At 62.8% G+C, this 14414-nt stretch carries 15 protein-coding genes and 1 pseudogene; 11 read left to right on the top strand and 5 right to left on the bottom strand.

Going from position 1 to position 14414, the window contains the following annotated elements; genetic code table 11:
- The first annotated feature begins 405 nt into the window (after positions 1-405).
- The 7 genes from QMG80_RS09410 (at position 406) to QMG80_RS09440 (ending at position 7146) form a co-directional block, all read left to right on the top strand.
- A complete protein-coding gene (locus QMG80_RS09410) occupies positions 406-1197 on the top strand; it encodes a relaxase/mobilization nuclease domain-containing protein (protein WP_245299958.1) in 792 nt (263 codons plus the stop codon).
- Between the two features lie 12 nt (positions 1198-1209).
- On the top strand, positions 1210-2520 hold the full coding sequence (locus QMG80_RS09415) for a DUF3363 domain-containing protein (protein WP_245299959.1): 1311 nt from the start codon (positions 1210-1212) through the stop codon (positions 2518-2520).
- A gap of 259 nt (positions 2521-2779) precedes the next feature.
- On the top strand, positions 2780-3070 hold the full coding sequence (locus QMG80_RS09420) for a type II toxin-antitoxin system TacA family antitoxin (RefSeq protein ID WP_085772579.1): 291 nt from the start codon (positions 2780-2782) through the stop codon (positions 3068-3070).
- Entirely contained in the window at positions 3067-3573 is a 507-nt protein-coding gene (locus QMG80_RS09425; protein WP_085772580.1) for a GNAT family N-acetyltransferase, read from the top strand. The genes QMG80_RS09420 and QMG80_RS09425 overlap by 4 nt, the downstream gene beginning before the upstream one ends.
- Positions 3574-3705: 132 nt before the next feature.
- Complete coding sequence (locus QMG80_RS09430) at positions 3706-3930, top strand: hypothetical protein (RefSeq protein ID WP_085772581.1); 225 nt, start codon at positions 3706-3708, stop codon at positions 3928-3930.
- Positions 3931-3951: 21 nt separating this feature from the next.
- Complete coding sequence (locus QMG80_RS09435) at positions 3952-5595, top strand: recombinase family protein (RefSeq protein WP_085772582.1); 1644 nt, start codon at positions 3952-3954, stop codon at positions 5593-5595.
- 195 nt (positions 5596-5790) lie between these two features.
- Positions 5791-7146 carry a tyrosine-type recombinase/integrase gene (locus QMG80_RS09440; protein WP_085772583.1) on the top strand — a complete coding sequence of 452 codons (1356 nt, stop codon included), beginning with the start codon at positions 5791-5793 and terminating at the stop codon, positions 7144-7146.
- Positions 7147-7545: 399 nt separating this feature from the next.
- On the opposite strand, the gene QMG80_RS09445 is transcribed toward QMG80_RS09440, so the two are convergent.
- From QMG80_RS09445 to QMG80_RS09460, 4 genes are read right to left on the bottom strand one after another with little or no spacing between them, the layout of a single operon-like run.
- The gene (locus QMG80_RS09445) at positions 7546-8931 is read right to left on the bottom strand and encodes a hypothetical protein (RefSeq protein ID WP_158658826.1); all 1386 of its coding nucleotides are present in this window, start codon (positions 8929-8931) and stop codon (positions 7546-7548) included.
- Complete coding sequence (locus QMG80_RS09450; RefSeq protein ID WP_158658827.1) at positions 8925-9446, bottom strand: hypothetical protein; 522 nt, start codon at positions 9444-9446, stop codon at positions 8925-8927. Before QMG80_RS09450 ends, QMG80_RS09445 begins: the two co-directional genes overlap by 7 nt.
- On the bottom strand, positions 9394-9897 hold the full coding sequence (locus tag QMG80_RS09455; RefSeq protein WP_085772586.1) for a DUF7665 family protein: 504 nt from the start codon (positions 9895-9897) through the stop codon (positions 9394-9396). Before QMG80_RS09455 ends, QMG80_RS09450 begins: the two co-directional genes overlap by 53 nt.
- On the bottom strand, positions 9890-10378 hold the full coding sequence (locus QMG80_RS09460) for a hypothetical protein (protein WP_085772587.1): 489 nt from the start codon (positions 10376-10378) through the stop codon (positions 9890-9892). The genes QMG80_RS09455 and QMG80_RS09460 overlap by 8 nt, the downstream gene beginning before the upstream one ends.
- 152 nt (positions 10379-10530) lie before the next feature.
- On the opposite strand from QMG80_RS09460, the gene QMG80_RS09465 reads away from it, so the two are divergent.
- From QMG80_RS09465 to QMG80_RS09480, 4 genes are read left to right on the top strand one after another with little or no spacing between them, the layout of a single operon-like run.
- Positions 10531-10866: a helix-turn-helix domain-containing protein gene (locus QMG80_RS09465; RefSeq protein WP_158658828.1), complete on the top strand. Its 336-nt coding sequence runs from the start codon at positions 10531-10533 to the stop codon at positions 10864-10866.
- Positions 10867-10878: 12 nt separating this feature from the next.
- Positions 10879-11403, top strand: a complete 525-nt coding sequence (locus QMG80_RS09470; protein ID WP_245299960.1) for an ImmA/IrrE family metallo-endopeptidase — start codon at positions 10879-10881, stop codon at positions 11401-11403.
- A 20-nt stretch (positions 11404-11423) separates the two neighbouring features.
- Entirely contained in the window at positions 11424-12848 is a 1425-nt protein-coding gene (locus QMG80_RS09475; protein ID WP_085772589.1) for an exonuclease domain-containing protein, read from the top strand.
- Complete coding sequence (locus QMG80_RS09480) at positions 12845-13333, top strand: protein-tyrosine phosphatase family protein (protein ID WP_085772590.1); 489 nt, start codon at positions 12845-12847, stop codon at positions 13331-13333. Before QMG80_RS09475 ends, QMG80_RS09480 begins: the two co-directional genes overlap by 4 nt.
- Positions 13334-13429: 96 nt before the next feature.
- Here the strand turns inward: QMG80_RS09480 and QMG80_RS09485 are convergent.
- A pseudogene (locus tag QMG80_RS09485) lies at positions 13430-14219 on the bottom strand (nucleotidyl transferase AbiEii/AbiGii toxin family protein); the annotation flags it as partial.
- Between the last annotated feature and the right edge of the window lie 195 nt (positions 14220-14414).

Here is a 14414-nt window from a genome sequence, read left to right on the forward strand (position 1 = left end):
TGTTTTTTTCTTTCGCCTGACGTGATCAGCGCAATTTATCATCCTTGGGGTGCGGCATTTATCGAGCCATGCTCGGAATGGAACTGCGGCTTGGCAAGCATATGCGCATGTTCGGCGAACTTTAGAGTGACCGCAAGATAAAGCGAGAGTCCTCGCTGGCGGAACTTCGTTCCTAAATGTTTGTCTGCACATTGTTTTTTCGCTTGGAGCCGGCGAGGCCGAACGGTGCGCCAATGGAGCTTGGTTGAATAGCATTCTTATTTTCAGAGACGTAGGAATGGCGTCCGCAATGTGCGCCGAATGGGAGTCCGCCGTTCCTGCGCTGGAGCAAGTCTTTCTGCCCTACAGCGCTACGCCTTCATTTTCGATCTTGTATCGACCGTTTGATCTTCCAATCGTCGCCGTATGGCAACCGACGAAGACCGTTTCCACATCCGTCCCGGCCGGGTCCGCGATCGCGACGGCGGACGCGCCGTGCGCGCCGTGCGGCCGCGCCCGAAGACCTTCCTGGCCGAGGTGCATCAGGCCATCCGCCGCGCCGGCGGCGACCCCAATCGGCTGGGCTCGGCCAGGAAGGGAAGCGGGCGGTTCAATGCGCGCGGTCGGGGCGCGGCGGCCGCTGCAGGGCTGAAGGGGAGGAACGCCTGGAGCCGCGACGCCAACGGCGTGCGGACCCGCGCCCGGCGCGTGACGGTGAAGGCGCGGATCGTGAAGCTCAATCCGCAGCGCGGCGCGGCGCGGGGCCGCCAGTTCGCCTGCGCCAAGGCGGTGGACGCGCACCTCCGCTATCTGGAGCGCGATGGCGTCAATCGCGACGGCCAGAAGGGGCAGGTCTATTCCGCCGAGCGCGACGTGGACGATGGCCGCGCGTTCCTCGACCGGGGCCGCGACGACCGCCACCAGTTCCGCTTCATCGTCTCCGCTGAAGAAGGTGTCGAGCTGACCGACCTGCGGGAGACCACCCGCGACTTGATGAAGGCGATGGAAACTGACCTTGGCACGAAGCTCGACTGGATCGCGGTCGATCACCACAACACCGGCCATCCCCACATCCACATCCTGCTGCGCGGGGTCATGGACGACGGCCGCATCCTCAACATCGCTGGCGACTACATCGCCCACGGCATCCGCGAGCGGGCCAGCGAGATCGTCACTCTGGAATTGGGGCGGCAGACCGAGCAGGAGGTCAGCCGGTAGCTCGAGCGCGAGGTGGACGCCGAGCGCTTCACGCGCCTCGACCGCATGCTGATCGCCGAGCAGCAGGCGAGCAACGAGTTGGCCGCCGACCTGCGGCCTGACCGGGACATGGTGGAGACAGCACGCCAAAACCGGGCGCTGCTGATCGCCCGCGCGCGTAGGCTGGAGACCATGCGGCTGGCGACCGAGCGCGAGACCGGCCGTTGGTCGATCTCGCCGCGCGCCGAGCCGACCTTGCGCGAAATGGGCGAGCACGGCGACATCATCAAGACGATGCACCGGGCGCTCGCAGACCACGGCCTCGCCGACGAACGCGCCGCCACGCAATATGTGACGCATGGCGCGCGGATCACAGAACCGATCCTCGGCCGCGTGCTCGCCAAGGGACTGGCCAACGACGAGATGGGCGACCGCCTGCATCTCGTCATCGATGGGGTGGACGGACGCGCCCACTATGTCGAGACGGCGGACGCCGCGCGCCTCGAAGACATCCGGCGCGGCCACATCGTCGCGCTCGACCCGGCGCCCGCCAAGGCCGAACCCCGGCCGGCCGACCTCAACATCCAGGCCGTGGCGGAAACCAATGGCGGCGTCTATCGGCCGAGCCTGCATCTGGAAGCGACGCGGGACATCATCGAACGGCGCCACGGCGACCCCGACGCCTTCATTCGCTCCCACGTGCGCCGGCTGGAAGCTCTGCGGCGCGCCGGTCATGTTGAACGCATTGACGCAGACCATTGGAAAGTCCCCAAGGACGTCGCGGAGCGGGGCATGACCTATGACGCCCCGAGCCGGCCAAAGGATTTTTCGATCCGCACGCTCTCGACGCTCGACCTCGAGCGCCAGGTGAGCAGCGACGGCGCGACCTGGCTCGATCGGGAGCTGGTTGCGAAAGATCCTCTGTCCCTTGCCGGGACCGGCTTCGGCCGGGAGGTGAACGCCGCGCTCGACCGGCGCGCCGAGCGGCTTGTCGAGCTGGGCCATGCCAGGGTGAAGGATGGCGTCATCAGCATCCCGCGCCGCACCGTCGCCGTTCTGGAGCGTCAGGAGGTCGAGCGTGTCGGCAAGCAGATGGCCGCCGAACGCGGGCTGACCTACGCCCCGTCCGGGCCGGGCGAGTATGTGAGTGGCCGGCTGGCCGGCGTCGCCAATCTCGCGAGTGGGCGCTTCGCCATGATCGAGGACGGGCTCGGCTTCCAGCTCGTGCCCTGGCAGCCCGCCCTGGAGAAGCGCCTCGACCATTACATCAGCGGTGTCCGCCGCGACGACGGCGGCATCGAATGGAGCTTCAGCAGGAAACGGCAGCTCGGCTTGGGATTATGAGGATGAACCAACGGCCTTGCCGGCATGTCTTGATGAGGCCAGACCGGCGCCAACCCCTCAAAGCTGGCGCAGACGCGCCACCGCTGCGCGGCTTCGGCATTGACCGGCTGTCCCCGGCCCGGCAGCGGCTCCCCATGCAGGTAAGGATGATTGGGAGTGCGGAAGCACTCCGAAGCTGAGGCGGAAGGCGATTCACAACTTCATTCTCCTTGAATAATACGGCATTTTGCCGTATATAATTGAGCTGAAGGAGGCGCCCATGCCCAAGCCCCAAGTTGAAGCCGAGACCGCCCGATTGGAAGCGCGTATTCCGGTCCAGGTCTATGACCAGATGCAGCGCGCCGCCCGTCTACGCGGCCTGACCCTGACCGGCTATCTGATCGCCACCGCCGGCGAGGACGCAAGGCGCGTCGTCGAGGACGCCGAGATCATGCGGCTCGCGCGCGAGGATCAAATCCGCTTCGCCGAGGCGTTGATCAATCCATCCAAGCCGAATGAGCGGCTGATCCGCGCCGCGAAGCGTCATGCCGAGCTGATCGAACGCCGGTGAGTGTCCGCTTCGCCATCGAGCCGCTGGCGAAGGCGCACAAGCGGGCGGATTTCACCTGCGGCAACGACCGGATCGACAGCTACTTCCGCGAGACCGTCTCGCAGGACGTGAAGCGCAAATACGCCACCTGTTTCGTCGCCAGGGAGATCGCGACGGATCGGGTGGCAGGCTTTTACACCTTGTCGTCCAGCAATGTGCCCTTGAACGAGGTTCCCGAGTCGCTGGCGAAGAAGCTGCCGCGCTATCCGACCGTCCCCGCCGTGCTGATCGGCTGGCTTGGGCGGCATAGCGACTACGCTGGACAGGGACTCGGAGAAGCTTTGCTGTTCGACGCCATTAAGACGGTGGCGGCAGCGCCTATCGGGGCGCACGCGATCTTCGCCGACGCTATCGACGACAGCGCGGCAGCTTTCTGTGCCGCCTTCGGCTTCACGCCTTTGGTCCGGCGGCCGCGCACGCTCTATCTGCCGATAACCACGGCGTTGGGCTTGGTATCGCCATGACGACCGCCTTCGCCCCTACGCCGTTTCCGTCCCGCGCCGCCGCGCGTAAGTATTTTTGCGCCACGGCGCGCGGAGGCTTCCAGAGTAGAGAAAGGCTATTTTTCAAGCGTCTCGTTCGGCGATTCTGGGCCAATGGCCAGACCTCGCAAGAAACGCCCGCCGACCGCATCCGAGCAGCTTGAAGCGTTGCTCGGCTATCCTTGGCCGTTTCCGGGCAGACCGCCGAAGCACGACCTTTCGACCTGGACCGTCACCGACGACTGGCCCGAGCATATTCCCGTCACCGAGGCCGAGGTGGACGTGTTCGAGGCGTGGTTCGGCGATCTGTTCGATGAGCTGTTCGGGCCGTGCCGATGAGGTGAGAAGGAGACATACGCCATGACCGCGGCACTGCGCGCCGCCCTCTATCTGCGCGTCTCGAGGGCGCGGCAGGCCGAGCACGATGTCTCCATCCCCGATCAGAAGCGGCAGGGCGAAGCCTATTGCGCCGCGCGCGGTTACGGGTTGGTCGAGACCTTTGTCGAGCCCGGCGCAACCGCCACCAATGACCGTCGCCCCGAGTTCCAGCGTATGATCGAGGCGGGCACATCGAAGCCCGTGCCCTTCGACGTGGTGATCGTCCACTCGTTCAGCCGCTTCATCCGCGACGCCTTCGATATGGAGTTCTACGTCCGCAAGCTCGCCAAGAACGGCGTGAAGCTCGTCTCCATCACCCAGGAGATGGGCGACGATCCGATGCACGTCATGATGCGGCAGATCATGGCGCTGTTCGACGAATACCAATCCAAGGAAAACGCCAAGCACGTCTTGCGGGCGATGAACGAGAATGCGAGGCAAGGGTTCTGGAACGGCGCCTTGCCGCCGATTGGATACCGGATCGTCGCCGCCGAGCAGCGGGGATCGAAGACCAAGAAGAAGCTGGAGATCGACCCGCTGCATGCCGACACCGTGCGGCTGATCTACCGCTTGTTCCTTGAAGGGGACGGCGTGAAGGGGCCGATGGGCGTCAAGGCCATCACCTGTTACCTGAACGAGCGGCGCATCTTCACCCGTGACGGCGGGCGTTGGGGGCTGGCGTCGATCCATCAGATTCTCACCTGCACAACCTACATCGGTGAGCACAGGTTCAACACCCGCTCCCACAAGGACCGGGAGAAGAAGCCCGAGAGCGAGGTGGCGGTCATGGTCTGTCCGTCGCTGATCGACCGCGAGACCTTCGACGCGGTGCAGGCCCGGCTCAAGGCCCGCGATCCCCGAATGACGCCGGCGCGCGTCACCAGCGGCCCCACCCTCCTTACCGGCATTTGCTTCTGCGCCAAATGCGGGGGTGCGATGACCATGCGCACCGGCAAGGGCAGTGCGGGCGGCACATATCGCTATTACACCTGCTCGACCAAAGCCCGGCAGGGCAAGACCGGCTGCAAGGGCCGTTCGATCCCGATGGACCGGCTCGATCAACTGGTCGTGAGCCACCTGGAAGACCGCCTGCTTCGGCCCGAGCGGCTGGAAACCATCCTCGCCAGCGTTCTCGACCGACGCCAGGAGCGCACCGAGCGCCGCCGCGAGCACTTGGCCGAACTGCACAAGCGGATCACGGAGACCGAGCAGCGGCTCAACCGGCTCTTCGACGCCATCGAGTCCGGCGTCGCCGATCTCGACGCCCCCGGCCTGAAGGAGCGTATCGCCGGCCTCAAGGCGATTCGGGAACAGGCCAGCGCGGACGCCGAGCGAGCCCAAGCCGCGCTCGACCATGCCGGCAATCAGGCCGTCAACTCCGATATGGTCAGAACCTTCGCCCGCGCGGCCCGCCAGCGCATCCGGCTAGACAGCGGCGGCTACCGCCGCGATCACCTGCGCGCGCTGGCCCAGCGCGTCGAGGTCGCCGACACTGAGGTCCGCATCATGGGATCGAAATCCGAACTGCTGCGCACCCTGGTCGCCGCTTCAAGCGGGAAATCAGTCGCATTTGGAGTTCAGAGTTCTGTTCTGAAATGGCGCGCCCGACACGATTCGAACGTGTGACCTTTGCCTTCGGAGCAATCTAACCTGCCCTTCGACCAATTACGACGGGTTTCGTTCCGATGCGCTACATTACTGTTTTCATTGAGAAAATTGAAATACCGGCTTGTCTGACGTATCCTCGGATACGCCCCGATTTGCGTTCAGCTGCTTACGTGGTGCTTACGCGAGAAAGGGGTTTGGAGCGGGAGATTCCCCATGCCTAAACTCACGAAGCGGATTGTGGACGCTGCCGAGCCCCGGGAAAAGGATTACGTCATTTGGGATGACGACCTGCCCGGTTTCGGCCTTCGCGTGTTCGTCTCCGGCAAGCGCAGCTACCTCATCCAATACCGATCCGCCGGCCGGTCGCGACGATACACCATTGGCCTGCACGGCGTCTGGACGCCAGAGAGCGCGCGGCAGGAGGCGAAGGTCCAATTGGGTCGAGTCGCGGCAGGCGACAATCCGGCGGAAGAACGCCAGCTCGATCATAAGGCGCTCACGATCAAGGAACTATGCGCCCTTTACGTGAAGGACCTGAACGCCGGCCTGATCCTCGGAAAGGGCGGGCGCCCCAAAAAGCCGACAACCGTCGGCACGGACATCGGCCGCATCGACCGCCATATCGTTCCGCTCCTGGGCACGCGTCGGGTGAAAGACTTGACCAAGGCCGACATCAACAAGGTCCTGAAGGACGTCATGGCCGGCAAGACGCGAGTCTCGGTCAAGACGAAGAAACTGCGCGGCAGAGCTATCGTGCGCGGTGGCGCCGGAACGGCGACGAGAACCATCGGGCTCCTCGGCGGCATCCTCACCTATGCCGTCGAACACGGCATCATCGCCGTCAATCCAGCCCACGGGCTACGCAAGCCGAAGGACAATGTGCGCACCCGCCGTCTCACCGAGGCGGAATACCGAACCCTCGGCGGGATGCTGCGTGAGGCCGAGAATGAGGAGAAGTATGCGACGACGGTCCAGATCATCCGTCAGATCGCGCTGACGGGCTGCCGCCGGAGCGAGATGATCGGCCTGATGTGGGCCGAGGCGGATACCGATGGGAGCTGCCTGCGCCTGATCGACAGCAAGGAAGGTAGATCGATCCGTCCGGTTGGTCTGCCCGTCGTCGAGTTCTTGGAAGAGCGCCGGAAGACAGCGATCGGGACATACGTCTTTCCCGGCTATGGCGATGACAACGCGTTCGGCAGCTTCCCCAATCACTGGGAGCAGCTATTCAAGAAATCGCCGCTCTCAGATGTCACGCCCCACGTTCTGCGACATAGCTTTGCCAGCATCGGCAACGATCTCGGATTCACCGAAGTGACGATCGCCGCCCTGGTCGGCCATGCGAAAGGGTCGGTGACGAGCAAATACATCCACACGCTCGACACGGCGCTCATCATGGCGGCCGACACGATCGCAGGCTACATTCAGGGCCTGCTCGACGGCAAGGAGTTCAAACAGACCGCCTACGCGCTCGACCGCGACTCCCGTAAAGCTGCCCTTGCTCGGTTCCTTTGCAAGGCAGAGGGAAAGGAGAGGCTGGGTGCCGATGACAAGCGCCTTGCTGCTTAGTAACGGCTATCGCGCATTATACTGTCAATAGCGACTGTCGTACCTCGAAATACTGAACGACAGGATCGCTCTTCAATCAGCAGGAGATCGACGCGTTGACCGATTTCAGAAGCTTCATGGCCAGCAAGGCAAGAGCATCAGCCCGATATCAGCAGCGGCGCGGTCAGTGCCTTCATATCATTCTCGACGATATCGAGCCCCAGTCGAAAAAGATGTCGCTCACGGACCGAGTTTCTTTTCAGTCCTCGGTAGCTGAATACCTCACATCGGTGAAGCGAAGCACCTTCAAGGGCGATGTTTCGATGAAGTTAGACTTAGCGACGGCTAGCAAGTCACCCCCACACGCACACACCATCGCTAAGAGTCTCCTGGATCTCCTTGGCGAGAGGATGGAGGGCGTCACTGAACACCGGCCTTCACATTGCCGATCCTGATGCGCTCAGCGGCCTTGCCCAATTCTGCGCGGAACAGACCCGGCGCCGAGATGCTTCCGCAGGCGTTCGAATAGGGCGCCAGGCCGGACGCGATGCGCACCGACTGTGCGACGGTCACGGCTCCCGCGAAGGCTCCGACGAAGGGAACCGCTACAGGAATGCCCATCAGTTCCGCCGTGCCGCATGCGTCTTTGCTCTTGCGCGTATGTTCCTGGTAGCCCTTGAGCGACTTTAGTGCCTGTTCGCGTTCGGCGGCTTTGCGCACCTGGTAGGCGGCCTGTTCCGTGGTCTCCGCCCAGCGGACTTCGGGCCGATCGCTCTCGTCGAAGGCGCTGACGCGGATCTGGTGATAATCGCTCACGTCGGCTCCGAGGCCAGCATCGAGGATATGTGTGAACCCGGGTCCGCCGAGGAGCCGACGCGGCTCCATACGGTCGAGACCCGCGATGGCAAACCCCGGCTCGTTATCATGCCGCTTCAGCGTCTCATCTAAACGCCGATCGATCCGCTGGACCTTGAAACCACGCTTGAGGCACCAGTCCTCCGCCACGAAGGTTTTGAGGTCGCCGTAACGCTTGCGGTGCACCAGGATGGAAGTGCCCCAGTTCTCCTCCCCGATGCGGTCGAAATCCTGGAGGAAGAGCGTCAACTGCCCGCGCGCACCGTATGGCAGCCAGGTCAGTGACCACACATACGCCTGGCCGAGATTGCCGAGTCCAATCAGCCAGAGCGCGGCCGGCAGGTAGACACCCGCCATCGGCGGGCCAGACGCCCCCCACCAGTCTTCCGCGTCCGGCTCCCACAAGGACACTCCTTCCGTCCTGCGCCCGGCGCGGACGTCGCCTTGTTCGGCGAAAAAGCACTGGCCGACAGCGAGCGCACCGGCGGCGATGCCCGCCAGCGCGCAGTCACTGCGCCCGGCCACCAACTTTGATGCCGCCGGCGCTATGCCCGCACTCCACCCGTTCCAGATCGCTTTGACTTCCTGTCCGCTGTCGGTGCGACCGCCGGTGCCGATCAGAACGGAGCGTGGGGTGCTCTCACCTACATCAGGGAGCGCCGCGCCCAGCGCCAGACCGACTTCGCGCATTGTCTTGCCCTTCACAGGCAGCCGCTGGATCAGCGGAACATCGAGAAATCCGTCCAGCAATACGCGGTCAAAGCTGCGCACCGCCGTCACAATCGCTGTCAGCGCCGCCGCTTGCCCAGCGACGGTCGAGGCCACGTCCTCACCCAGGTAGACGCGGATTTTCATGGAGGCGAGTTTCCGCTCGGCCTCCTCGATGGTGTAGCGCCCGGAATTCAGCAGCGCCGCACGGATGCGAGATTTGGCGGAGTGAATCTTCACCACGGCCACACCCCGACCCGGAAGAACCGGCGCCCCTCGAGGCTGTGATCGAACCACTGGCGGGATCCCGCGTATTCGTACATGCCGATCCGCCCGGGTACGGGGCGGCCGGCGGCAAAATTTGGCAGTATGAGCGCGATGTGCCCCACCGCCGCGATGATCGGGTTGTGGCGATCGCTTTCGCTTTGGCCGTAGCCGCCGGGATGGACATGAACGTCCGCGATGACCTTCGCGCCCGTCGCGCGGCAATGTTCCCAAACTTGGCCGAGCTTGCGCCCATCGAACTCGACGATACCGCGCCGGAAGCAAGTCGGATCGACGTCGTCGTAGAAAAGAAATTTCTCGATGCGGCTGCCTCTCGGACCGGTCCGGCCGATCAGAAAAGCGCCCGCCTCGCGCACGCGCTCGGTACGGCGATGAAGTTCGGCGGTGCCTGCGGCCCAGAGCGACGACGAGGCCAGCAGCCTAGGCGGCTTGCCCCGCGCCGCCGACAAAAGCTTCGAGATTGAGAAGTTCATGCAGATCTTCCAGGATGAAAGTGAGGTCGCGGGTTGAATGCCAGAAGAAGTTGGCAATGCCCTGAGGCTGGTTAGAGCCACCGCTGAAATGGGGACCCGCCAGGCGGTCCCACGGCCGATAAACGGTGTAGCTGCCCCATTCCTTAATCGCTTCTGACAGGCGCCTGCACCCGATGGGGCGGAGGGCGCCCGGCAGCAAAGCATTTTCCTTCATGTCCCATATCCACGCCGCCGGCGCTGCGCCGGGAAAACCTTCGAGATCGAACTTGAAGTCGAACTCGCGTACCTCTTCTTTGGCGTTGGTCGAGCTGATAGCCATGAACAGGATCGGATGTTCGTAGCCGTGGACGCGCCAGAACGCCCGCTTGACGCCGAGACGGAAGCGGGCGCTGGCCATGTCCTTCAACACCGCCGTCTGGGCGGTGTTTGCGATGGCCGCCGGCTCAGCCATTCGGAATCACGCCGCGGATCAGGTCGAGATCGAGCTTGTGGTGGGGATGCTTCACGTAGCGTCCGATGTGGGCGCGCTTAGGCAGCTCGGTCGTCGTGTTATGCAGAGCAAGTTCCATCTCGGGGGCGACCGGCGGGTCGATATGGAACTTCTCGACCTTAACCGCCCAATCCAGCACGCGCTGGACGCGGGCCGAGGGTGGAAACTCCTTGCGGGCTTCCTCCCCGTTGTAGAACACCACAACCTCGATCTTGCGCACGCGGTGCACGTGGTGGGTGATCTCGCCGCGCCCTTCCTCGATCAGGAGGTCGAGGACAAGCGGCCCTTCGCCGTCCTCCTCGAACACCAGCAGTTCTTCGACGGCGATCCCGGACTTCGCGGCGAATGCGACAGCTAGGGCGCTGATCGGCTCCCCGGCCTCGACGGTCAAGAGCTCGATGTCGGCGAGGCCTTCGCCTTCGACAGGAATTTCGATGTTCATGGTTCAACCTCAATCGGGCCGGTGGATGAGCGACGAATCCAGCCTAGCAAGACCCACCCTATATGTCAACTAATGGACGCGTTCATTTTGCGTGCTATAGACGCGTTGCGTGTGATATTGACATTTTGGCCGTGTTCAGCTATGCACACCGAATGAATCCCAACCCGATCTACGTCCATATCGGTTCCATCATTCGCAGCCGTAGGAAGGCTTTGCGTCTGACGCAGGAGATGCTGGCATCAAGGCTGAGCATCTCGCGCGGCGGGCTGGCTAATATTGAGACCGGCCGCCAGAATATCCTTGTTCATCAGCTCTATGAATTTGCGTCTCAGCTCAATCTGGAGCCCAGCGACTTCCTGCCGGTCATGCCGCGCGAAGGATCGCGTCTTGACCAGGCAGATCTGCCCCTGCCGACCGATCTCAAGAAAAGTCAGAAGGAACAGATCGCGCGCTTCTTCGACGCGGCCGACCTCAACAGCGATCAATAAGGGGGAAGCGCCGTGGCAGACTTCACATCGATCAACCCTGGCAAGGTGGCCGCCGAGGTTCTAAAGACGATTGGAAGTGTAACGCTCCCGGTCTCGCCCGATCGGATCGCCAAGCAACTTGGCATTCAGCTCCGATTCTCACCGTTCGACGAAGAATTATCGGGGATGATCTTTATAAAAAATGGCATCCCTATCATCGGCGTGAACGCCATACATCACCCGAATAGGCAACGATTTACCATCGCTCACGAAATCGGGCATTACATGATGCACCGGGAAATTCTGACGAGCGAAGTCCATGTCGATAAGAACTTTCCAGCCCTCATGCGGGACGAGAAATCGGCGACGGGTACGGAACTAATCGAAATCCAGGCGAACAAGTTCGCGGCGAGACTGCTCATGCCCGACGCCCTTCTGGAATCCGCCCTTGCCGGAAAAAATTTCGATATTGACGACGATAAGCCGCTCGAAGAACTGGCCAAGAGATTTCGCGTGAGCAAAAAGGCGCTCGAATATCGGATAGCTAACCGCACTTAGTTTTTCGCCGGGGCTGGAGCATGAGTTTCGTATTCTACGATACCGAGACGACCGGCACCGACACTTGGACCGATCAGATTCTTCAGTTCGCCGCCATCAAGACGGATGCGAACTTTAACGAACTCGATCGCTTCGAAATTCGTTGCCGCCTGATGCCACATATGGTTCCGGCACCCGGCGCCATGCTCGTGACCAGCGTTGCGGCAGCGCAGCTCACCGATCCGGCCTACTGCTCTCACTATGAAATGGTCCGGGCCATCCGGCAGAAACTGGTTGAATGGTCGCCCGCGATCTTCATGGGCTACAATTCGCTCGATTATGACGAGGATCTCCTTCGCCAGGCTCTCTATAAGACGCTGCACAATCCCTACCTCACGGCGCTCTACGGCAATTCCCGCAGCGACGTACTGCGCATGGTGCACGCCTGTCACCTGTTCGCGCCGAACAGCCTCACCATCCCGATCGGCGACAATGGCAACCCCAGTTTCAAGCTCGACCGGGTAGGGCCGGTGAACGGCTTTGTTGATCACAATGCGCACGACGCCATGGGCGACGTGCTGGCGACAATTCATTTGTGCCGGCTGATCGAGGATCGCGCTCCAGAGGTTTGGTCGGCCTTCATGCGCTTCACGAAAAAGGCGGCGGCCGTCGATTACATCACCGGCGAACAGGCATTCTGCTACAGCGAAATCTATTTCCAGAAGGGCTATTCGTACCTCGTCACCGTTATCGGACAGAACCAACAAAATCGAAACGAGTACTATCTGTTCGACCTAGCTTCCGACCCCGCATCCCTTGTGAACCTGTCGGATGTCCAACTTGCTGCCCATCTGGCCAGATCGCCCAAACCTCTCCGCTCCATCAAAGCCAACGCAGTTCCGATCCTTTTTGCCGCAGATGAAGCACCTGCGAATTGCAAGGCGGTGACGCTAGGGCTGGACGAGGTTGAGCGTCGGGCACAATTTCTCGCGGACAACCCCGATTTCAGAGGGCGCCTGATCGCGATCCGCGAAGCCGGCAGGCCCGAGTATCCACCGTCTCCTCATGTAGAGCGCCAAATCTACGACGACTTCTTCAACCGCGATGAGCACCTGATGGACGCCTTTCACGAAGCGCCATGGGAGGAGCGCCCCGCGATCGTCGAGCAGATGCAGGATCAGCGACTGCGACGGATCGGCCGCCAGCTTCTCCACATGGAACGACCGGATCTATTGGACGCGGCGACCCGCCAACGCCACGATCGGGAGGTGGCTCAACGTCTTCTGTTTGAAGCGGAGGACGTCGACTCCTGGACGGTTCTTCCAAAGGCCATTGAGCAAGTCGACGAGTTGCTGGCCGTAGCCAAAAGCGGCCGGGCCACCTTCCTCAGAGAGCATCGTGCGTTCCTGGTCAACCGCCACGACGCGGCGTTGGCTCTACTGGATGCGGCGGCGGCCCGGCCATGATCGAGGTTCATCGGAATCTCTTCGTCGGGGCCGAGCTTGACGAACAGCGGCTTCGCGGCGACGGCGGTTGGTTTTTTGTTCATGCCTGTAAGGAGCCATATCATCGCCAGGCCCTGGGCTACACCGGACGAGCCGCCGCCAAGGGTCACCCGGAATATCTCATTGCCCGCCGAACCGGCCGATTGATCCTTAACCTCGTTGATGTGGCGGACGTGAACTTTATCACGCCGGAGATCGTCGACGCGGCGATCGACGCGATCCACTTGAACATCCCGGAGCGTAAGGTCCTCGTTCACTGCAATCAGGGCCAGTCTCGGTCGCCGACAATCGCCTTGCTCTATCTCGCCCGCCACACCGATATCTTCCGCGGCCTGGATCACGTGGCGGCGCTCGGCGCTTTCGCGGCTATCTACCCGCCGTTCGCGCCTGCGCGTGGCATGGCCGAATATGCTCGGCTGAATTGGTCGCGATACGCAGTTCTTTAAGGCGCGGGCCTCGTCGCCAACGGCGGCTGGCGCGCAGAGCAGCGTAGTGCCGCTCAGATCGCCAGTCCGGTCCCCGGTTGAGCATCGTTGTCCCCACTATGCGCCCGCTCGATTGGCCCGCTCGGCGATGTCGGCGCATCGCGCCATGAGCGTCTCGAAGGGTTCGGCATCTTCCAACAGCAACCCGTCCTCGACCATACGGGCATAGTCTTCCTCCAGAGCTTTCAGGGCGTCGCCAGCGGGTACGAGGCTCAGGCCACCGCTGACCGCAACCGCGTAGTCGATAGGACTGCGATCGGCGGCCCTCTCGGCGAAGAACATGCCCTTGTGACGCGCCACGGCCTGGGCGAGATCGCGGTCAGCGCAGGCCGCGGTGGCAAACCCAGCTTCGTCCAGCCGGACCACATCGTGCCAATGGCGGGCGAACCGATCGCCGCGCAGCCGTTCCTGCAGGCAGAAGACGTGGATCGCAGTCGCCTTCTCCCAGAAGGTCCGCTCGGCGTGCATCACGCGGGGGCGGGCCATTGGAAACTCTACTTCTGCAATCAGGTCGGCCGCGTCGCAAGCGACATCGCGCAAACTCGCCGGCTCGCCCGTCGAGCGAGCCCCGAACTCGAGCATGACGACTGGGGCGACATAGCCCGAGCCGGCCGTCGTCGCCTCGTAGTCGATGAACAGCTTCTCGCCTTCGACGCGGATCTCCACCGTGCCCCTCGGCAGCCAACGTGCTTGCGATGACGGGCTGCGCGGTCCTGGCGACCCATTCCGGCAGACGCCGGCGGACCTCGCTCGACCACCGTTTCTCCTCGCTGCGCGTCTTCGGCAACGCTTCGCCGTCGGCGCCCACAAGGTCTGGCGCGATCTGTCGGATGTCGTAGGTGAGGTCCCCGCGGCGACGCACTGCGCGAACTGAGGGCTACGCGCATCGCCGCTCGACACCGGGGAAAGGGGGTCCCTTTTCGGCGCCCAGACGGGGTCCCGATTGCGCGCCGTTTGACAGCCCCCGACGCTGGCAGAGCCGCTGCTCAAAGCGGTAAACAGGTCCTCGTTCTTTTTGGCGAAGAAGAGGCGGTGCTGCGGA

This window comes from Methylocystis bryophila, assembly GCF_027925445.1.
Taxonomy (GTDB): domain Bacteria; phylum Pseudomonadota; class Alphaproteobacteria; order Rhizobiales; family Beijerinckiaceae; genus Methylocystis; species Methylocystis bryophila.

Coding starts and splice junctions, on each gene's coding strand:
- QMG80_RS09410 (WP_245299958.1), top strand. CDS start 406: ATGGCAACCGACGAAGACCGTTTCCACATCCGTCCCGGCCGGGTCCGC.
- QMG80_RS09420 (WP_085772579.1), top strand. CDS start 2,780: ATGCCCAAGCCCCAAGTTGAAGCCGAGACCGCCCGATTGGAAGCGCGT.
- QMG80_RS09430 (WP_085772581.1), top strand. CDS start 3,706: ATGGCCAGACCTCGCAAGAAACGCCCGCCGACCGCATCCGAGCAGCTT.
- QMG80_RS09435 (WP_085772582.1), top strand. CDS start 3,952: ATGACCGCGGCACTGCGCGCCGCCCTCTATCTGCGCGTCTCGAGGGCG.
- QMG80_RS09440 (WP_085772583.1), top strand. CDS start 5,791: ATGCCTAAACTCACGAAGCGGATTGTGGACGCTGCCGAGCCCCGGGAA.
- QMG80_RS09450 (WP_158658827.1), bottom strand. CDS start 9,446: ATGAACTTCTCAATCTCGAAGCTTTTGTCGGCGGCGCGGGGCAAGCCG.
- QMG80_RS09455 (WP_085772586.1), bottom strand. CDS start 9,897: ATGGCTGAGCCGGCGGCCATCGCAAACACCGCCCAGACGGCGGTGTTG.
- QMG80_RS09460 (WP_085772587.1), bottom strand. CDS start 10,378: ATGAACATCGAAATTCCTGTCGAAGGCGAAGGCCTCGCCGACATCGAG.
- QMG80_RS09465 (WP_158658828.1), top strand. CDS start 10,531: ATGAATCCCAACCCGATCTACGTCCATATCGGTTCCATCATTCGCAGC.
- QMG80_RS09475 (WP_085772589.1), top strand. CDS start 11,424: ATGAGTTTCGTATTCTACGATACCGAGACGACCGGCACCGACACTTGG.
- QMG80_RS09480 (WP_085772590.1), top strand. CDS start 12,845: ATGATCGAGGTTCATCGGAATCTCTTCGTCGGGGCCGAGCTTGACGAA.